Below are 19,241 nucleotides of genomic sequence, written 5' to 3'. Positions count from 1 at the left end.
AAGGCTTGTGGTTAGGTGCACTGTGGATGTGCTTTTTGGAGCATTACGCTGTGTGTTCTGCGGTATCAAACTATTGGGTGTTCTATAGTGGTTCTGTGCACTGCTTTTAAGAAGCAGAACACAGAACGACTTAATATCCTGATAATGTGCAAAATTAAAAATCAGCAGAAAGGGTGGCAGTTACCACAAATGGGGAACCAATAACGTAAGTAGGCTGTGAGCCAGAAAGGCTTTTGCCCGTAAGCACACCATGCTGTGTTTTGGCGTTTGTTGTATAGCCATACATTGAAGACAGATAATGGTTGTCCCCAAGGTTAACGAGGTTCAGCTTGATTTTAGGAGAGACGTGGCCAATTTGCGGCAAGCGCCTGCCAAAGCCAAGGTTGGCCGTAACGTAACCGGGAATACTCTGATCATTCATGAGTGTGGCGTATTGGGCACCAGTATATTGCAGCGTAAAGTTGCCAAACCATTTGCCATCATTATAGGTCAGGCCCAGAGAACCAGAAAATTGTGGAGCACCGACTTCTTGCTTGCCTTTGGTTGCAAGATAATCTCCTGCATAAGCAATATTGTTTCCATTTTTAGTGTGCATATACTGGCCAGATGCGTAAGCGCTTACATTGTGCCAGGGGCGCGTGGCAAGTTCTGCCTGAATACCGTAAGCTTCCAGACCACCGGCGTTGATTAACTGTGAAATTGTTGATGTTGATCCCGGTTGATAGCTTATGGCCGAAACCTGATGGTTCGTTACGTTATAATGAAAGCCTGCAAGGTTAGCCATAAAGAGGCCACTATAGCGATACCCTATTTCTTCTGTAATCATATATTCTGGCTTGTAATCGGACATCGGGAGCGATGTCGCCTTGCCAGTGTTATAGCTGTAGGATGCAAGCTGTGAACTTAACCCTGCAGGAAGGTGGTAACCAGTTGTGCCGTTAACATAGATCTGATGGTTGGGATTGAAGCGGTAATTGATAAGCACCTGAGGAGAGGGAACAAACACATTTTTAATGGATTTGCTTGCCGTTACGCCCGGCAGGTCCTGAGTGTATTGGCGGTTTGCCATCACCATTCTAATACCACCATCAATAGTCAGGCGGTCATGCAGGAACGACATTTTATCGTCCACAGCAAAGCTATTCAACTGCTGTAAGGCGTTTTCATTATCTTGGTTAATAAGCAGTCCGCCGTTAGCTGTAAGGGGGGCACCATTAGAGTTCCAATGCCCACTGCCATTTACAGGATAAAACTTCTGGGTGGCGGCTTCCTGAGCGTAAGAATACCAATAGGTAAAGTTAAGTGTATTGAATTTATGCTTCCAATGTCCGGTAAGGGTTAAACCGGAAGAAATTGTATACCAATCTGAAACTTCAACAGACGTTAATTTGCTAACTGATGGGTCATATCCAGGTAGGTTTTTATAATCGTCAAGATGTGCGTATTTTTCCGCGCCAGCATAACCATTGGAGACAGGCACGGTTTCGCCGTAATAATAAGGTCCATGAAATTCAACAGAATAGGCTTGTGCGTCTAAGCTTAACCCATGCCCAAAGCTGAAATGATTTTTTAATGTACCGTAAATAGCCCCAGTATTTTTGCCGTTCAGCCCAACGTAGTGTGTATCACCATTATAATACTGGTTGTTCAGGCCATATTTGGTTCCGTAGGTTTTCCAATTCGCCAAGGATGGATAAAGCCATTCACCTTGTGCGGCATCTGTAAAACCAAAAATAGCTTCTGAATGGCTACCGGGAGCCCAGCTTTTTGTAAGTGCTGCATCTACGTGCCACTTGCGAATGTCACCAGCACCACGCCACATATCACTGCGGGCATAGGAACCAGAAACAAAGCCCCGCACGCCGGAGTGTCCGATTTCTCCGCTATCGTAGCGGATAAAGTCTTTGTTCGTGCCGTAGGAGCCGCCAGAGGCCGCAACATGCACATTTTGGTGGTCCATCGGGTGGCGTAATGTTGCAGAAACCTCAGCCCCCGTTGCGTTGTAGGTGGGGGAATTAATATCCACCGAGCCCTGCATCACATTCACTTGGCCCATATTCTCACTATCAACGAGAGAAGGGGTATAGGTGCTGTATGTAAAGGGGTTGGCTGCTGGCATACCTTCAAGCGTGACACCAATTTCTGCTTGCGCCATCCCGCGAATATGAATGGTGGAAAAGGAGGTTGTAAGAGGCCCTTCACTGGCAGAAACCACGCCAGGCACTGTTTGGATCAGTGATTCGATTGTGGAAGTAGGAGACTGCATCTCGATATAGCTATGGGAAAGTGAGCTTATCGTTTTGGCAGATGTGTGTTTTACCATCATTCCGCCGCCTGCTGTTTTGCGCGAGACGACGTCGACGTTCTCATCCTTGGCTTTCGGCAATTTAGCCGTTTTTTTTGCAGCAAGGGGAGCGTGGTTTTTGTGTTTATCCGGGTTGCTGCTCGCTTTGGCTATGGTTGCGGTGTTTTGAGCAAATATACAAACTGTGCTCAGGATCAGGAACTTTTTCATTGCGGTGTCTCATTTTCCCATAAGGCGCCGCAACCTATCTGACTTTTTGTGGGTTTTTGAGAGATATTTAAAAAATTCATTTATATTAAATAGAGTATTCATAAAACATTCACGCATTGTGCGAAAAACGGGGATTCTACATATATGGTAAAATATCGACTGCTTGTGTTTTGCCGCATTTGTATGCCTGCGCACGTGTGCCTGTTGCTTGTGTGAAGAGGGTAGGGAGTAAAACAGATCGACTAAGAAATATATCTAGATATATCTTGACATACGATATATCGGAACATATATCGGAATTATGAAACACAGAAACAAACACGCAGGCGGTCGTAACCGCCCGGTTTTCTCCCCTGAAGGAACAGCAGGTTCTGGAGGGAAGCATCGCCATCAACATGGTCGGGGTGGAGGCCGACGGGGTGGCCGCAGCAGGCTTTTTGATTATGGCGAAATCCGTTTGCTGGTTCTTAAGTTAATTTCGGAAAAACCAACTTATGGTTATGAACTTATTAAGGATATCGAAGAAAAATTTGGGGGAAGTTATACCCCAAGCCCCGGTGTTATTTATCCAACACTCACTTGGTTGGAAGAAGCAGGATATATTCGCCCATCTGAAGGCGAAAGCCGTAAAAACTACCAGATAACACCAGAGGGTGAGGCGTTTTTGTCTGCCAACCAGGCCGGGTTGGAAGAAATCCTTTCTCGTGCAGCGGCAGCGGAGCCCGAAGGAAGAGGTGGGCGTAAGAATATTCCCATGCCTGTAATGCGCGCCATGGAAAACCTGAAAATTGCGTTGCGTCTTCGGTTGCGTAACGGTGGGCTTGACCCGGCGGCAGAAGAAAAAATTGCAGCACTTTTAGATGAAGCTGCACGTGGTGTTGGGCAAGTTTAAATCTGTAAACAATAAGAGGGAAGATAATCATGGATGATAAAATTCAGACAGTTCTCAACCTCTATCATGAACGTATACAGCAAGAACGTCGCCAATCGCGTATTGAAGCGCCTGGCGGTCGTGATGGGGGGCATGACCAGCGCATGCGTTCCATCGGGCCAGAAACAGGGCAACTGTTGAATATTTTAGCCAAGAGCCTGAAAAATCCAACTATTCTGGAGCTCGGCACATCCTTCGGATATTCTGGCATCTGGCTTGCCGAAGCTGCCCGCGTTGCTGACGGTAAGCTGATTACAATGGAACTGCATGATTATAAATCTGCTTATGCTCAGAAAATGGCACAGCAAGCAGGCTTGGCGAATTGGATAGACTTTCGCGTAGGTGATGCCGTGCAGATGATTGATGAGATGGATGAAAAAGTAGATTTTGTTTTTGTTGATCTTTGGAAAGATCTTTATGTGCCTTGCTTAAAGGCGTTTTACCCACGCCTCAACCCCGGTGCAATTATTGTGGCTGATAATATGATCCGGCCCGGTACAGAAGATGTAAAACGCTATGGGCAGGCCATACGCGTATTGCCCGGTATTTCCAGCGTTTTGCTACCTGTGGGGGCGGGCATAGAAGTGAGCCGTTTAGAAACAAAATAAAACTTCGAGTAAGCAATAGGATAAATAAATGACAACCCAGAATGTTGTTTCTGGTGCTTGCGATGTGCCAGAAATCCATCGTGTGCGGCATGAATTGCATCGTCGCTCTTTAGAAGTTGTAAAGGTGGAGCGGTTAACACCGCATATGATAAGGATAAGTCTTGCAGGTTCGGATCTAGCGGGTTTTGTAAGTTCCTCTCCAGATGATCATATCAAAATATTCATTCCTGGTTTGGATGGTGCGCCTGTCCGTCGGGATTACACTCCGCGCAAATATAATCCAGCAGCAGGTACGCTGGTGCTGGATTTTGTGAATCACGAAGGTGGACCTGCTGCCGCATGGGCACGGGCTGCAAAGGTTGGTGATCATCTAGATATTGGCGGCCCAAAAGGATCTCAGATTATTTCTGGCAATATCGCGCACTGGTTACTGATTGGGGATGAGACAGCCTTGCCAGCCATTGGCCGTAGGGTGGAGGAGCTTCCCGCTCAAAGCCATGTGACAACAATCGTTGCTGTGCCAGGGCAAGAAGACGAGCAGATATTCGAAACATCTGCACAGCATACAGCGCATTGGGTTCATCGTCCTTTGGATAAAGCTGATGATGCACAAGGTATTGTGTCTGCTCTATCCGGCATGGATATTTCAGAACACACATTTATTTGGGTTGGGGCAGAAGCCCGTGTTGCAAAAACAGTGCGCCAATATTTGCTTGAAAAACGCGGTATTGCCACACAATGGATCAAGGCATCTGGTTATTGGGTGCAAGGGCAGGCAGATGCATCTGTTAAGGATGTGAGTGCATAATAAAGAGACCAAGACATAATGCAGTAGGTATTGATACTGCATTATGTTACCAGCCGCACAATGGCTGCATGCTTGATCAGAGTATTGTTTCAACGGCTCTGCTTACCATTGTCAGCGACCTTGGTGGCTTGGTATTCAGAGGTCACGGTTGCTGAACAGTGAGACCAAAAATAGCCTTCTTGCTTATGCTGGTGGAGATGGCGGCCTCTCTGCTCAGGAACAGCTCAAATTGAAGAACTATGTGTTTCCTAGCGCTTTAGAACTGCGGACAGGAAATGGCACGATACGTTTGCACCTTAGGGCGCGGGCCATTCTTGCATCATGATTCATCTGTTCATATACAAAAGCCAAAAACGCTCATTCAATCAGGCTGTTTATGATCTGTATTTCACTGTTGATCAGTAAATTGCGAGAATAAGAAATTCTATATTTATGATTAGAGAAATTTATAAGAATTCAAAAGTTTATAAAATAAAATACATTAGTTTATTTTTAATATTCTGGGCGTTTACATAAATCAGCATGTAAACGCCCAGTGTTTTATCCTGTATAGAATAATAACTTGTATTTATTTTATGAGGCCCATTTCTGGATCCGTAATACTATGGTTCCCATTGTCGAGATGGCCTGCAAAAACATAAGAAAATTCAGGTTCTTTGGGTGCTGTCAGTGTTAAATTATACCACATGTTGGATTGAGCAAGAGGTATAACCTGCCTGACATTGCCTTGGGCAGGAATGTGCAGGATATGTAAAGCTGCGCGCCCTAGTCTATTGCAGTGGATTTCCAATGTATCATGTCCCATGTTTTTTAGGCAAAGAAGCATGCTTTCCTTGCTCGAAGGCATATATTTACATTCAGCTAAAAGTTTTATGCCATGCTTGCGCCCAGTAAATTTGCGGTAGAAGCCATTGGGTGCGTGAACAGATACATCGTAAAGATTGCTTTCAGATAAACGGCTATCAATATTTACCGTTATGTTATCTCCAGCAGCTACAGCATAGGTGCTGGATCGCATACCGCTTTCTTGCCGCATGTTGTGGGTGTACACATTAAAAGGGACACCAGATGAAAGGTGCTTGTGTACCTTTGTACCTGCTTGCAGATGCAGGGATATGGTTTGTCCATCTGCGCTTAGGCCGCCATCACAGTACAGTTCATAGGGTAGGGCGCAGGCTGGCCGTGTGCCTGGTTCTTGTTTTACATAGTGCTGTAGTTGGAGGGGATCGTTTTTCAGCAGCGTAATGTCTGCTTCTTCGAGAGATTTAAATCCACTGGGCATAGGCCGGTAGCGTGCATCTTCGATAATTTCTAGATGTTTATCTCTTTCAATAAATGGAAGTTGTGGAACCGTGCCATCATAAGGGCGGAAGCATGATGTTAAATCCCCACTAATGGCACGGCGCCATGGAGAAATATTGGTTTCGGTAACCTTTTTACCAAACTTACCTTCAATAAACTTTTCAAGAAACTGAAGCGTAGAGCTATGCTCGAACAGCTGAGAATTCACCCAGCCTCCACGGCTCCACGGAGATGCAATAATCATGGGAACCCGAAAGCCCAGACCAATTGGGCCACTACGTGCTAATGCAGGAGGCACGCCCATAATTTCTTCATCTTTGGCGTAAGTATATTCTAGACCATCAGGCCCTATGCTGGCGGAGGATTTGCCTGTTTCCGGGCGTTTAGGGTCTGGTGCCGTGAAGGAGCAGCAATGGTCAAAGTAGCCATCATTTTCATCGTAAGTCATGATGAAAATGGTTTTTTTCCAGATTTCCGGATTTTCGGTAAGAATATCCATAACTTCTGATACAAACCATGCACCATACCAAGGCGAGGCTGGGTGATCAGAAAAATGTTCCGGTGCAGCTAACCATGAAACAGTGGGGAGTTTGCCGTTCTGTACATCCTTGCGGAATTGATACAGGACATCTCCCTTGGGAACATTCATATGGCGTGTATTGGAACCATCTGAAAAAGTGAGTGTTTCAAGTGTCCGGTAATTTTTGTCTGCTTTGTTAGTTACAAAAGCGCGTTCAAACAAGCTACGTTCTGCCGAAGTAAGCTGTTCTACTGTTTTTGTAGCAGTATCGCGGCGGCGTTTTAGAACAGCCAGCAAGGTATTGGCTTCAGCTAACTGTTCCTGATGTTTTTCTGAAACAAGTCTTTCTTCGGCCTGAAGTTTTTCAATATGTTTGGAGCAGGCTTTTATACGCTCATCTACCCATTCATGAAATCTGGGGTTTGCAGATGTATTATAATTTTCAAAGCATTCTAAAATATTAAGTGCAAAGTTAGAAAGCCATGCGCGTTCTTTTTCATCCAGACCGCCAACCTGATCGGTTTCATTTTGATATACTTTCCATGAAATGCCAATCTGTTCCAATCTTTCAGGAAAGGTTGTCCATGTTAGGCCAGATTTAAGAATTTCTGGGTTGCGCATATAAACTGTGGAGTCAGTGCTTTGTTTATTACGCACAGTACCTGTCCAGAACACCAAACGGTTCGGGCAAGTGCTTGTCATCACACCGCAGTAATTTTGGTCACAAACAGTAAAAGCATCTGCCAATGCATAATAAAACGGGAGGTCTTCTCGTGTATAATATCCCATAGTCATGGGGTAGTGTTCGTATTTCTTGTAATGTGACTTTTTGACGTCTACCCATCGATCATGATGCCCGTTGTTCCACGCATCAACCTGGCTTTCTCGTGAATGAGGAATAGAGCCCATCCATGTAATGCGTGTGTCATGAATATTCAGGCGCCAAGGCACGTAGGTTTGCCCTTCTGTGCTGGATTGCACAAATACCGGGTTACCGTTGGGCTGGCGTATGGCGCGAGGGTCGTTAAACCCACGTACACCTTGTAATGTACCATATAAATGATCGAACGAACGGTTTTCCTGCATCAAGATAACAATATGTTCTGCATCCTGATATGTCGTTCCTGGATCGGGGGAAATAGCAAATGCGCGGCTAATGGCAGAAGGCAACATGCCAGCAGAACCCGCAGCCCCGGAAAGGAACGCATATTTCAGAAAATTACGACGTGTCGTCATGTTTCGATCCTGTCAGATACGTAAAAACGTCTAATGAGAGGGAATGGTGTTTTCGTAATGAGCCCAGTGTGTTGCAATTTCTTTTACAACCACACTTCCTGCCAGATACGCAGCATCCAGAGCAGGTAGAAAACCAGAAAAACCAGATTCTTCAGTTTCGGCCTTAAGTAGGTTTGCAGTCGTCTGTCCGGGTGGAGGTATGTCAAAATTGCTGCCAGCGCGTAAAACAAGAATACGGTTCATATCAACGCGGCCAGCGCGTGCTTGCAGGGAAAGAGCCTGAAGCATGCCAATTTCTTCTTCTCTGGGTTCATGCCAAAGCAGTTTGCAGGTTTGGTGCATTCATATGCTACCAGATCGGATAGGCGAGAGCCCCACAAGCCATGCAAGCCGATAAGCGGAGCCGGTGCTTTAAAAGCGGTTGGCAAAGCCTGTTGTGCGTAACCTGCCAGCGTAAACAGCCGCAGGGCAGGCAACGCAGATAACCGGCAACTCATGAATATCCAAACCCCAGAATCAGAAATATCAATTATTAAAAAATATCTTGCGCGGCTTGCTGCTCTACTGCGCAAGTTTTTGTGTCTGGTTCTGTTTTAGCATTACGCAAGGCAAGGAGTTCCTGGCGAACTTTTGCCATTTTCTGGGTAAAAGCGGGCTGTTCTTGAAGTGTTGCAAACATGGCGCTTCCGTTCATATAGCCAGCTTGCACGTCGCTTTTCCAATGCACGCCACAAACAATACGGCTTTCACCAAATATACGGCCGCGTTGCATGATTTGCGTTGCACGATCAGGCAGAGCGCTGGCAAGAATGGACGCCGTAAGCCAACCCCAGGTTGTATGGCCAGATGGGTAGGCATAGCTATGATCAAGCCCATCTGAATGCGCGGTGCAGATGTCTTTATCTGTTCCAACAAAAGGCCTGCGCCGTTTCCAGAAGTCTTTTTCGTTTGAAACATCTTGCTCTACGGGCTGCGCAAGCGATGTAAGAAGATCGACCAGTGCGGGAAGTTTGGCTGGATCCAGATTAAATCCGGCAGCGCATGAAAAATCCTTGATAACATGGTCTGGGTTCAGGTTGGCGTCATTCTGGGCCAATTTCCAGCGCGCCTTATCTTTCAGCCCCCGCGTTTTTTCAAAAGCCCGTAAGTCTGCCTGTTGTGCAGGTTCTTCGGCCCGCGGAGGTGGCGGCAAGAATGCACGCCCATCAGGTAGGGTAAACTGTTGTGCCTGTGCGGTATATCCAAAGAAGGTGTGCGCTAAGGAAAGACTTACGGCATAAAAAACGGCGTTACGAAAACGCATAGTGACTTATTCCCACATCAATCGTCATACTGGCGTATAATTTACCTGCATTTCACATTTATAACTGTGACGATTGCATGAAGATCGTGGAGAATGGGTTTTGTAAATAAAGTGCTAAACAGCAAAAACATAGAAAGGCTAGCACATGCCGCATCATACTTTGGTCGAAAAGTTAGAGCTTGCCTTGCCAGTTATTCAGGCTCCTATGGCTGGCATAAGTAATGCTGAAATGGTTATTGCTGCCAGTAATGCAGGTTTTTTAGGCTCTCTTGGTGCTGGCATGATGTCTCCAGAGGAAATTGAGGCTTCTCTTCGCCAGATTAAATCTGAAACAACATCAGTTTTTAACGTTAACCTTTTTATTATTGACCATCTGCCCAGTTATTATCCTGATCCACAAGATACTCTGTTTTTGCGTCATGTTTATGAAAAACTGGAATTGGATTTTATATTACCCAATCAATATGCTCCATCATTTCAGGAACAGTTTGAAGTTCTGCTTCACGCCAAACCGCCAGTTGCAAGTTTTACGTTTGGTATTCTTACACAGGAACAGGTTTCCATGCTGCATGCTCAAGGTATTTTTGTATGTGGCACAGCTACAACCAGTGCAGAGGCGCGCGCATGGGCAGACGTTGGGGCAGATGCTGTGTGTGCTCAAGGTATAGAAGCGGGTGGGCACCGCGGAAGCTTTCTCTCTGATGGAGGAAATGGCGTAGGATTGCTTCCTCTTGTCCGGGAAATTGTAAAGGATATCTCAATTCCAGTTATTGCCGCAGGAGGTATCATGGATGGAGAAGGCATAGTAGCGGCTATAAGCTTGGGTGCCGAAGCCGTGCAAATGGGCACAGCATTTTTGGGTTGTTCAGATACAGCGTTGGCCCCAGCGTATAGAAAAGCGCTTGAACAGCATTTGCCAGCCGAAAGCACCGTATTGACGAATGTTTTTTCAGGTAGGTTGGCGCGTGGTATATGTAATCAATTTATTGAAGAATATGGAAGTTCCCAGCCGTTTCCTTATCCTGTCCAGAATGCCTTAACCCAAGCGTTACGTAAGAAGGCCGCGCGAGATGGAAACGCTGAGAATATGTCTTTGTGGGCAGGGCAGGGGCTGAGACTGATACGAAATAACTCTTTCAAAGAAATGGCGCATATTTTGCAGGATGAAATATATTCAGCAGTGGAAAAGGTAAACATAGCTTTATCTGTTGAAATGAGGTGCGGCCGCAGCGGATCATAACGGAAAATGGCAGGCCACTTCATGCCTATCGTGATGGATGGAGCGTAAAGCTGGGTCTTCCTGCTTGCAGCGTGTTTGTACGTAGGGGCAGCGTGTATGAAAACGGCAACCACTCGGGCGGTTAATGGGGCTGGGAACATCCCCTTGCAAAGGCACAGGGCGTGCTAGCCCTGTAACAGGCCGCGGAATGGCAGCAGTAAGAGCGGCTGTATAGGGGTGGGCGGGGGTGTGTAGCACGCTATCGGTATCACCAATTTCTACAATGCGGCCCAGATACATGACAGCTACCCGGTTTGATATCTGGCGCACAACAGCCAGATCATGCGCTACAAATACGTAGGTAAGGCCAAGTTGTTTTTGTAAGTCAGCAAACAGATTGATGATTTGGGCCTGAACAGAAACATCCAGGGCAGAAACAGGCTCATCCGCAATAATCAATTGAGGGGACAGAGCTAATGCACGCGCAATGTTAATACGTTGGCGTTGCCCGCCAGAAAATTCATGTGGATATCGTGCCAATGCTGTAATAGGCAGGCTGACAAGTTCCATCAGTTCGTGTAAGCGCGCCGTAATTTCGGTGGAGGAACGCTTGCGGCCTTGGGCATTAGGATGAACTTTAAGAGGTTCGGCTAGTAAGTCTCCTATTCTTCGGCGCGGGTTTAGACTGGCGTAGGAATCCTGAAAAACCATCTGCATACGCTGGCGTAAGGGACGCAAGGTGCGTTCAGATAGATGCGTGATATCATGCCCTTCAAATACAATCTGGCCACTTGTAGCCGGCATCAGTTTGAGCAGACAACGCCCTAGGGATGATTTCCCGCACCCAGATTCACCCACAACGCCCAGCACTTCCCCCGGCATAACGAAAAAGGAAACGCCATCTACAGCCTTGAGTTCCTGCCCGCGGGGAAGGCGGTATGTTTTGTACAGATCGCGGACATCCAAAATGGGCGAAGGGGCTTGGGACGCTTTCATGGCCGGAGGTGTTCCTGTGCAAGTGCATCACTCAGGCGTGGTGGCAAAGATTTTCCTTCTTGCGGGAGAACGCAAGCGGCAAAATGGTTCGGCCCTGTTTGAACGTAAGGTGGCAATGCTATTGTGCAGGCTGTATGTGCGTATTGGCAACGTGGTGAAAAAGCACATCCTGCCGGGCGGTTTTGCGGAAGCGGAGGGGAACCCGCAATGGCTGGTAAACGTAATGGTCTTGGCCCATCCAATGGCGGGATGGAGGCTAGAAGCCCGGCTGTATATGGGTGAGCGGGGGATGCAAATAGGGCAGATGTTGGCCCATATTCTGCAACACGGCCAGAATAGAGCACCATGCTGTTATCGCAGGTTTCTGCCACTACGCCCATATCATGCGTAATCAGTAAAACGGATGAGTGGTGCGTATCTCGCAAGCTGCGTATCAGCTCCAGTATCTGTGCCTGTACGGTTACATCCAACGCGGTTGTGGGTTCGTCTGCAATCAGGAGAGATGGGTTGCATGAAAGGGCCATGGCAATCATGGCGCGCTGGCGTAAGCCCCCAGACAATTGGTGTGGGTAGCGGTTGGCTGTGCGCTCTGGGTCTGGCACGCCCATATCACCCAACAGTTTCACTGTGCGGGTGCGGGCCTGTTTGCGCGAAACACGTTCATGGGTCCGTATTTGCTCATCAATTTGCCAGCCTATTGTGTAAACTGGTGTAAAGGCTGTCATGGGGTCCTGAAAGATCATGGCAATTTCTTTGCCACGTAGGCGCCGTAGCTTTTTTGGCGGCATTCCTATCAGTTCCTGCCCCCGGAAGCAGACAGAACCCGTTACCTGCACGCCCGGAGCATCAATCAGCCCCATAAGTGCTAAAGCCGTGACAGATTTACCTGATCCAGATTCCCCCACCAGCCCTAGAATATCTTGATGGTTTAGGGTGAAGGAAACACCATCTACAATCGGAATCATCTTCCCACGGGCCGGAAAACTTACCCGTAGGTCTCGCACATCCAGCAGGGCGTGGGGGGGCATGTTAGCGGGCATCGCGCACTCGCGGGTCAAGCAGAAGGTAGATCATATCAACCGCCGCATTTGCCAGCACAACAAATACGGCAGAATACATAACGGTGGCCATAATAAGAGGCAGATCCAGATTGGTAAGGGCCTGATAGGTGAGGCGACCAACTCCAGGCAGGCCGAAAACCACTTCGGTCAACAAAGCGCCCCCTCCGACCAACTGAGCAAAATCCATACCGAACAGAGATACAAAGGTAACCATAGCCGTGCGCAGTCCGTGCCGGATAAGAATACGAGAAGGAGAAAGTCCTTTGGCGCGGGCCGTGCGTATAAAATCTTCTCCAGATAGCGCAACAAGGTCTGCCCGCAGCACGCGGCTATAAACACCAATAAATAAAACCGCCAGCACAACCCATGGAATAACCAAGGCTTTGAACCAGCCCCAAGGGTTTTGTGTAAGCGGCACATAGCCCAGAGCCGGTACCCATGAAAAAAGCCAGGTATCGTGGTAGCGGTTCTGCGTTATCAGGTTTGCGACTTGCCCAAGCCAGAAAACGGGTATGGAAATGCCAATTAACCCCAGCATCATTAGCGTGCGGTCAATCCATGAGCCTTTAAGGGCGGCAGCCAGAGTGCCCATGACAATGGAAACGACAACCCAGATAATGGCCGCACCACATACTAAGGAAACTGTAACCGGGGCCGCGCGTGCAATTTCGGGCACCACCAGTTCGCCTCTATCTGCGTAAGAGGCCAAATCTTGTGTGATGAACAGCTTTTTCATCATGATGGCATATTGAACGGGTAAGGGGCGATCAAACCCGTATTCCTGCCGCACTTTCTGCATGGTCTGAGGCGATGCGTTTTTGCCAGCAATCCTAGCTGTAGGGTCTGCGCCCGGTGTGGCAAAAAATACAGCAAATACTAATGCGGAAATACCAAACAGCACGAAAACTGTTTGTCCCACTCGGCGGAGGGCGGCCATCAACATGCGGTGGGCCTCCTATTGTTCGCGGTGGCTGGCATCACGCACATCCAGCGCATCTCGCAGGCCATCGCCTAGAATGTTCAGGGCCAGTACTACAGCTATAATGGCCAAGCCCGGGGCAATGGCCACCATGGGGCGTGTATAAATCAATCCTTCACCATCTTGAATAAGCGTACCCCAAGATGCCGCAGGGGCCTGCACCCCAATGGACAAAAACGAGAGTGCGCTTTCAGCCAGCAAGGACATGGCCATGATAAGTGGCCCAAGAACAACAAGGGTGGAGGTGACGTTGGGGAGAATATCTTGCAGCACAATACGCCAGCGGGGTACGCCAAGGCAGCGTGCGGCCATAACAAACTCAGCTTCCCGCAATGCCATAACCCGTCCCCTAATAGGGCGTGCAGCATAAGGCACATAAACCAGCGCGATAATGCAGATAGGTAAAAGCAGGTTATCAGATTCAATAACAAACGGGCCCAGATGCAGCCCATCACTTACCGTGACAATGGAAAGAGAAATAGCAAACAGATATACGGGAACAGACCACATAATATCCATCATGCGGGAGAGAACGGTATCTATAATGCCACCGCAAAAACCAGCAGTTATTCCGACAGCAGCAGCCATTACAAGGCATAGAACGGCAGAGCAGAACGAAATCAGCAAAGAGTTCCGTCCGCCATAAAGTAACCGTGCTGCAACATCACGCCCCTGGCTATCCGCCCCCAGCATGTAAGTTCCATGCCATGTGGGGCCAATGGGGCTAAGGCCAAGGTGCAATGGGTTATCATTGGGTTGCATGATATCCACTTCCTGCCCACCCACCGTGATGGCACCTGCTACGTTGGAAACGAACGGATCTGTATGTGCAACATAGCGTGCGTAATAAGGCGCAAGCAGGCTGGCTACAGCCAGAAATACCAAAACGGCAAAAGAAAACAGTGCAGAGCGATTATGGCGTAGGGACCGCAACGCCATCCGCCAAGGGCCGGGTGGTTTGGTATCTTGCGCAAAAGTGGGGGCGAGATCAGTCATGGAGCCTGTAGCTGAGAAAGCAGGATTTCATCATTAAGCGTAATAATTATATTTCGTGTGCGTTTAGAAACCAGCACAACCCTTTTGGTTTGTACAAAAGGTACGGCAGGGGCCTGTGCCATCAGGGCTTTATCAACCTGAGCCCATGCCGCATTGCTGGCTGTGCGATCTGTTAAGGCAAGCTGAGCAGCGTGGTGCATCATGTCGTCAATATGCGGATCACAAAAGCCGGACATATTGGGTGAATTATCGGAATGGGGATGAAAATTGGAGCACGCAAACAACGTGTCCAGAAAGCTGGCAGCCGATGGGTAATCTGCACTCCACCCACCAATGGAAATCTGCACATGGTTGTCTGAGTTCTGCACAAACGTGAAATGGATGGCCGGGCTGATACTGTGAACTGAAGCCTTGTACCCCAGATTTTCCAATACACTGCGCAAATCTAGTGCAGTATTGTCTGATTTACCGCCAGATGGGGTTACAATAGTTACCCGCATACCCTTGGTGCCACTTTCCTGCACAAGCTGACGGGCTTTTTCCATATCCGGTTTGGCCCATTCTGGTGCAGGGTTTTGAGGGGATGCGCCAGCGGTATAGGAGCAAAAGCGTTCATACCCCGGAGTGCCTTCTGGCAGAAGCTGGCACTGCGGAGATGCAACAGCACTGCCGCCATCGTAAATCACCATAGCATGACGGTTTACCGCGTAATTAAGTGCCTGCCGCACCTTGAGGGATGTAAACGGCGGTTCATTTACATTTAACGTCGCGTAGTAATACAACAGAGGGGTAAAGATATGCACTTGGCCTGCATATTTACTGCCGACCTCACCCAAGCGGTCTAGTGGAACGTTTTCATACATTAGATCAGCTTGGCCATTTTCTACCGCGGTTACAGCGGCTTCTGGCTCCAATCCGAATGTTACTTCTACGTGGTCAGGAAAGCCCGCAGGCTGCGCATTATGCGACCATTCATGAAAGTATGGATTCCGCTCAAAACGCATGTGCGTTGTGGGGTTGTAATCTGTAATTTGGTAAGGCCCCGTACCCGGAGGGGCTGTATTACCCATATCATGCGTGGGCGTGCTCGCTGGCAAAATAGCTGCATGAACCCACGCCAGATGTTCCAGAAATTCCGGGTCCGGGTGGCTGAGATGAAATGTAATGGTGTTTGCCGTTGCGTCTGTTTTAATGCCCTCGGCTAAAGTGCAATGGGCTGTGTCTTTCAGGCAGGCATCAGCCCCTTTGATTGCGCTGTAATACGGCCCAGCAGTCGGGCTGCCAGCAGCAAAAATACGCCGGAAAGAAGCCGCCACATCCGCCACGGTTAAAAGTTGCCCGTTGGAGAAGTGAATACCTTTGCGCAAGGTGAGCCTATAGGTCAGCCCGTTATCTTCTGGCTGGGGCACGTTTTCTGCCAGATTGGGAATAACGGGTTGCGCGCCTGTTCCTGCAAATTTGGGGTAGGTTAAAAGCGTATCGTAAACAGGCGTTTCAAAAAACTTGGTTAAGCCAATATAGGATATCTGTGGATCAAGTGTGCCCGCTGCGCTGGAAACCAGAATGCGCAGCGTGCCTCCTGTATGTGGAGTTTCCACTGCATGTGCAGCAGCAGGGGCCAGCATAAAACCCCACAGGAAAGGAAGAACACGTTTCATCTCCCGTGTTATGGCCTGTATGCGGGTGTCTTTCAAACTTTCCTCCTCTGCTTTTTTGCATTTACGTTAAAAAAACAGACAGAAGGTGCGTGTAATGCTTGCGTTTATGCGTGCATCATCATAAGAGGGAGCGCCAATGGTCGGGTGACCTGCGGCGTAGCGTATGCTTCAGGGTAACCTGCCTTTTTGTATTTCAGCAAGGGTGCCCGCAGCATGACCTCTTCTCCCTATAGCCGTGTTACGGAAGCTCTGGCGTTTGACGATGTGCTGGTTGTGCCGGCTGCATCTGACGTTGTGCCCAGCCAGACAACCGTTCGCACGCATCTCACACGCTCTATTGAACTGAATATTCCGCTGGTTTCCGCCGCGATGGATACGGTTACGGAAGACCAGATGGCTATTGCCATGGCCCAGCAAGGCGGCCTTGGCGTGATCCATAAAAACCTGCAGCCAGAAGAACAGGCCGAGCAGGTTCGTCGCGTTAAGCGCTTTGAATCTGGCATGGTAGTGAACCCGGTAACAGTTGGCCCGGATCAGACATTGGCCGAAGTGCGTGATATCATGCACCGCCACGGCATTAGTGGCCTTCCTGTGGTGGAACCCGGCACGCAGAAGCTGGTGGGTATTCTTACCAACCGTGATGCCCGCTTTGCCGTAGATCCCAACCAGCCCGTTTCTGAGTTGATGACCAAAGATCGGCTGATCACGGTTAAAAATGGTGTGGATGCAGATACGGCCCGCCAGTTGCTGCACAAACACCGGATTGAAAAACTGCTGGTGGTTGATGATGCAGACCGTTGCGTAGGTATCATCACTGTTAAAGACATGGATAAGGCTGTAGCCCATCCGCTGGCTATCAAGGATAGCTTGGGCCGCCTGCGCTGTGCGGCTGCAACCGGAGTGGGTGAAGACGGCTTTAGCCGCGCCAAGATGCTGATTGAAGCAGGCGTGGATGTGTTGGTGGTAGATACAGCGCATGGCCATTCTGCCGGTGTTTTGGGGGCGGTTGAACGCCTGAAAGCCTTTGATGCCAATGTGCAGATCGTGGCTGGTAACGTTGCCACGCCAGAAGCTGCACATGCCCTGATTGAAGCTGGTGCAGACTGCGTGAAAATCGGTATTGGCCCGGGTTCCATCTGCACCACACGTATTGTGGCTGGCGTAGGTGTACCTCAGTTCTCTGCCGTGCTTGAAACCTCTCTGGCATGTAAGGAAAAAGGTATTCCCTGCATTGCAGATGGCGGCATTCGTACATCGGGCGATATCGTAAAGGCCATTGGTGCTGGTGCTGATGTGGTCATGGTAGGGTCATTGCTTGCTGGCACGGAAGAAGCGCCGGGCGAGGTGTTCCTTTATCAGGGGCGTTCTTACAAATCCTACCGTGGCATGGGCAGTCTTGGCGCCATGGCGCGTGGCTCGGCTGATCGGTATTTCCAGCAGGAAGTCAAAGATGCGCTTAAGCTGGTGCCAGAAGGCATTGAAGGCCGCGTGCCTTACAAAGGCAGCATGGCTGCGGTTATTCATCAGCTGGTGGGCGGCCTTAAAGCCGGTATGGGCTATACAGGTTCCCGCGTGCTGAAGGAACTGCAAGAAGGTGCTCAGTTCCGCCGTATTACCGGTGCGGGCCTGCGTGAAAGCCATGTGCATGATGTTTCCATCACGCGTGAAGCTCCTAATTACCGTCGGGATTGATAACCACATATGACACCTTCAGCCAGGCTTGCGGCCGCTATTGATCTGCTTGCAGCAATGGAAGCCGCCCCGCGCAAACCCGCCGATGCTGTCGCCAACAGCTTTTTTAGAGAGCGGCGCTATATGGGCGGTGGAGACCGCAGAGCCATATCCGGCCTTGTATGGGATGTTATGCGGGCGTGGCGTCGGCTTGGTTGGTGGTTGGAGCAAAAAGGGCAGGTGGCGTCTGCTCGGCTCCGGGCCGGAGCGCGTCTGTTGTTCGATGGTTTCTCTCTTGCAGAAGTAGAGGAAATGTTTGAGCAGGGGCGCTTTGCCGCAGGGGCGTTGACGCGTGGGGAACTTTCAACCCTTACGCCGCTTGCGGGCAAAACTCTGGATAACCCGGAAATGCCTCGTGCTGTTCGGCTGGAACTGCCGGATTGGCTGTTGCCCCATCTGGAAGCAACGTTTGGCGATAAGCTGGAAGAAGAGCTTGCAGCTATGTCCACCCCAGCGCCTCTGGATTTGCGGGTGAATATTCTGCGTGGCCCCCGTAAGGAGGCACAACGTAGTCTGGCATGTGAAGGCCTGCATGCTGAACCTACACCGCTTTCTCCGTGGGGGCTGCGTTTACCTGCACGTTTGCCAGTTACAACAAGTGTGGCATTCCGTGATGGGCTGGTGGAAATTCAGGATGAAGGCAGCCAGCTTGTTGCTGCCATAAGTGGCGTTGAACCCCAGATGCGTGTGTTGGATTATTGCGCAGGTGCGGGCGGTAAAACGCTTGCTATGGCCATGATGATGGAAAACAAAGGCCATATTGTTGCATGCGATGTTTCTGCGCCTCGGTTAGAAGGTGCAGTTAAACGCTTGCGGCGTGCAGGCGTGCATAATGTTGAACGGCACTTGCTTGTGCCGGGAGATAAATGGGCCAAACGTCGGGCTGGATCATTCGATCGGGTATTGGTGGATGCACCATGTAGTGGAACGGGCACATGGCGCCGGAATCCAGATGCACGTTTCCGCACTACGGAACAGGATCTGACAGAGCTGTTGGAAAAGCAGGCTGCCATTATGGACCGGGCGGCAGCACTTGTTCGGGCCGGAGGGCGCATGGTGTATGCAACCTGTTCTTTGCTACGCGCAGAAAACATGGATCAGGTTACAGCATTTTTGGCACGCCATCCTGATTTCAGGCTTGTTCCTTCAGGTAGCCCAGAAATGCCGCAGGCCTTGCGTCAGGAAAGCTCCATCAGTTTAAGCCCTCTGCGGGATGGAACAGATGGCTTTTTTGCCGCCGTAATGGAACGTGCCGCGCCAGAAGCTGAGGCAGGTATAGAATAGGAAAACATTTTTAACTGTTCATCTTATTGGTCTTACGCATAATACTGATGCCTGATTCATCAGGTTCTACAGACCAATAAGATAAATGGCCTAG

14 protein-coding genes and 1 pseudogene are annotated in these 19,241 nt (G+C 49.2%); 6 read left to right on the top strand and 9 right to left on the bottom strand.

Going from position 1 to position 19,241, the window contains the following annotated elements; genetic code table 11:
• Positions 1-154: 154 nt before the first annotated feature.
• Positions 155-2,515 carry a TonB-dependent receptor gene (locus tag WG31_RS07980; RefSeq protein WP_063354184.1) on the bottom strand — a complete coding sequence of 787 codons (2,361 nt, stop codon included), beginning with the start codon at positions 2,513-2,515 and terminating at the stop codon, positions 155-157.
• Between the two features lie 301 nt (positions 2,516-2,816).
• Here WG31_RS07980 and WG31_RS07975 point away from each other — a divergent pair, with 301 nt between their 5' ends.
• Genes WG31_RS07975 through WG31_RS07965 form a run of 3 tightly spaced genes read left to right on the top strand, consistent with a single transcriptional unit; the run spans position 2,817 to position 4,862 of the window.
• Positions 2,817-3,407, top strand: coding sequence for a PadR family transcriptional regulator (locus WG31_RS07975; protein WP_063354183.1), 591 nt, complete (start codon positions 2,817-2,819; stop codon positions 3,405-3,407).
• Positions 3,408-3,430: 23 nt separating this feature from the next.
• Positions 3,431-4,054: an O-methyltransferase gene (locus tag WG31_RS07970; RefSeq protein ID WP_082823169.1), complete on the top strand. Its 624-nt coding sequence runs from the start codon at positions 3,431-3,433 to the stop codon at positions 4,052-4,054.
• A 28-nt stretch (positions 4,055-4,082) separates the two neighbouring features.
• Positions 4,083-4,862, top strand: a complete 780-nt coding sequence (locus WG31_RS07965; protein WP_063354181.1) for a siderophore-interacting protein — start codon at positions 4,083-4,085, stop codon at positions 4,860-4,862.
• A 568-nt stretch (positions 4,863-5,430) separates the two neighbouring features.
• On the opposite strand, the gene WG31_RS07960 is transcribed toward WG31_RS07965, so the two are convergent.
• From WG31_RS07960 to WG31_RS07950, 3 genes and pseudogenes are all read right to left on the bottom strand, one after another.
• A complete protein-coding gene (locus WG31_RS07960) occupies positions 5,431-7,920 on the bottom strand; it encodes a phosphocholine-specific phospholipase C (RefSeq protein ID WP_063354180.1) in 2,490 nt (829 codons plus the stop codon).
• A gap of 30 nt (positions 7,921-7,950) precedes the next feature.
• Positions 7,951-8,223, bottom strand: a pseudogene (locus WG31_RS07955) (purine nucleoside permease); the annotation flags it as partial.
• A 229-nt stretch (positions 8,224-8,452) separates the two neighbouring features.
• Positions 8,453-9,223: an acid phosphatase gene (locus tag WG31_RS07950; protein ID WP_063354178.1), complete on the bottom strand. Its 771-nt coding sequence runs from the start codon at positions 9,221-9,223 to the stop codon at positions 8,453-8,455.
• A 145-nt stretch (positions 9,224-9,368) separates the two neighbouring features.
• Between WG31_RS07950 and WG31_RS07945 the strand changes: the two genes are divergently transcribed.
• Positions 9,369-10,463 carry an NAD(P)H-dependent flavin oxidoreductase gene (locus WG31_RS07945; protein ID WP_063354177.1) on the top strand — a complete coding sequence of 365 codons (1,095 nt, stop codon included), beginning with the start codon at positions 9,369-9,371 and terminating at the stop codon, positions 10,461-10,463.
• Here the strand turns inward: WG31_RS07945 and WG31_RS07940 are convergent.
• The 5 genes from WG31_RS07940 to WG31_RS07920 are packed head-to-tail and all read right to left on the bottom strand — an operon-like array spanning position 10,458 to position 16,132.
• The gene (locus WG31_RS07940; RefSeq protein WP_063354176.1) at positions 10,458-11,438 is read right to left on the bottom strand and encodes an ABC transporter ATP-binding protein; all 981 of its coding nucleotides are present in this window, start codon (positions 11,436-11,438) and stop codon (positions 10,458-10,460) included. The genes WG31_RS07945 and WG31_RS07940 overlap by 6 nt on opposite strands.
• The gene (locus WG31_RS07935; RefSeq protein WP_157884507.1) at positions 11,435-12,466 is read right to left on the bottom strand and encodes an ABC transporter ATP-binding protein; all 1,032 of its coding nucleotides are present in this window, start codon (positions 12,464-12,466) and stop codon (positions 11,435-11,437) included. Before WG31_RS07935 ends, WG31_RS07940 begins: the two co-directional genes overlap by 4 nt.
• 1 nt (position 12,467) lies before the next feature.
• Complete coding sequence (locus WG31_RS07930) at positions 12,468-13,442, bottom strand: ABC transporter permease (RefSeq protein ID WP_006117220.1); 975 nt, start codon at positions 13,440-13,442, stop codon at positions 12,468-12,470.
• Between the two features lie 12 nt (positions 13,443-13,454).
• Entirely contained in the window at positions 13,455-14,474 is a 1,020-nt protein-coding gene (locus tag WG31_RS07925; protein ID WP_063354174.1) for an ABC transporter permease, read from the bottom strand.
• On the bottom strand, positions 14,471-16,132 hold the full coding sequence (locus WG31_RS07920; protein ID WP_063354173.1) for an ABC transporter substrate-binding protein: 1,662 nt from the start codon (positions 16,130-16,132) through the stop codon (positions 14,471-14,473). The genes WG31_RS07925 and WG31_RS07920 overlap by 4 nt, the downstream gene beginning before the upstream one ends.
• Positions 16,133-16,345: 213 nt before the next feature.
• Here WG31_RS07920 and guaB point away from each other — a divergent pair, with 213 nt between their 5' ends.
• Both guaB and WG31_RS07910 read left to right on the top strand, forming a co-directional pair.
• Complete coding sequence (guaB, locus tag WG31_RS07915) at positions 16,346-17,824, top strand: IMP dehydrogenase (protein WP_035350963.1); 1,479 nt, start codon at positions 16,346-16,348, stop codon at positions 17,822-17,824.
• Positions 17,825-17,833: 9 nt separating this feature from the next.
• Positions 17,834-19,147 (top strand): RsmB/NOP family class I SAM-dependent RNA methyltransferase, encoded by a 1,314-nt coding sequence (locus tag WG31_RS07910; RefSeq protein ID WP_006117216.1) that lies wholly within the window; start codon positions 17,834-17,836, stop codon positions 19,145-19,147.
• Positions 19,148-19,241 lie beyond the last annotated feature (94 nt).

The organism is Acetobacter oryzifermentans (assembly GCF_001628715.1).
GTDB classification, from domain to species: Bacteria; Pseudomonadota; Alphaproteobacteria; order Acetobacterales; family Acetobacteraceae; genus Acetobacter; species Acetobacter oryzifermentans.
The sequence above is the reverse complement of the archived record's forward strand: the minus strand, read 5'-3'. Positions and strand labels throughout refer to the sequence as shown.

Bases quoted from the DNA above. Each gene is read 5' to 3' on its own strand.
- WG31_RS07980 (WP_063354184.1), bottom strand. From the start codon at position 2,515: ATGAAAAAGTTCCTGATCCTGAGCACAGTTTGTATATTTGCTCAAAAC.
- WG31_RS07975 (WP_063354183.1), top strand. From the start codon at position 2,817: ATGAAACACAGAAACAAACACGCAGGCGGTCGTAACCGCCCGGTTTTC.
- WG31_RS07965 (WP_063354181.1), top strand. From the start codon at position 4,083: ATGACAACCCAGAATGTTGTTTCTGGTGCTTGCGATGTGCCAGAAATC.
- WG31_RS07960 (WP_063354180.1), bottom strand. From the start codon at position 7,920: ATGACGACACGTCGTAATTTTCTGAAATATGCGTTCCTTTCCGGGGCT.
- WG31_RS07950 (WP_063354178.1), bottom strand. From the start codon at position 9,223: ATGCGTTTTCGTAACGCCGTTTTTTATGCCGTAAGTCTTTCCTTAGCG.
- WG31_RS07945 (WP_063354177.1), top strand. From the start codon at position 9,369: ATGCCGCATCATACTTTGGTCGAAAAGTTAGAGCTTGCCTTGCCAGTT.
- WG31_RS07940 (WP_063354176.1), bottom strand. From the start codon at position 11,438: ATGAAAGCGTCCCAAGCCCCTTCGCCCATTTTGGATGTCCGCGATCTG.
- WG31_RS07935 (WP_157884507.1), bottom strand. From the start codon at position 12,466: ATGCCCCCCCACGCCCTGCTGGATGTGCGAGACCTACGGGTAAGTTTT.
- WG31_RS07930 (WP_006117220.1), bottom strand. From the start codon at position 13,442: ATGTTGATGGCCGCCCTCCGCCGAGTGGGACAAACAGTTTTCGTGCTG.
- WG31_RS07925 (WP_063354174.1), bottom strand. From the start codon at position 14,474: ATGACTGATCTCGCCCCCACTTTTGCGCAAGATACCAAACCACCCGGC.
- WG31_RS07920 (WP_063354173.1), bottom strand. From the start codon at position 16,132: ATGAAACGTGTTCTTCCTTTCCTGTGGGGTTTTATGCTGGCCCCTGCT.
- guaB (WP_035350963.1), top strand. From the start codon at position 16,346: ATGACCTCTTCTCCCTATAGCCGTGTTACGGAAGCTCTGGCGTTTGAC.
- WG31_RS07910 (WP_006117216.1), top strand. From the start codon at position 17,834: ATGACACCTTCAGCCAGGCTTGCGGCCGCTATTGATCTGCTTGCAGCA.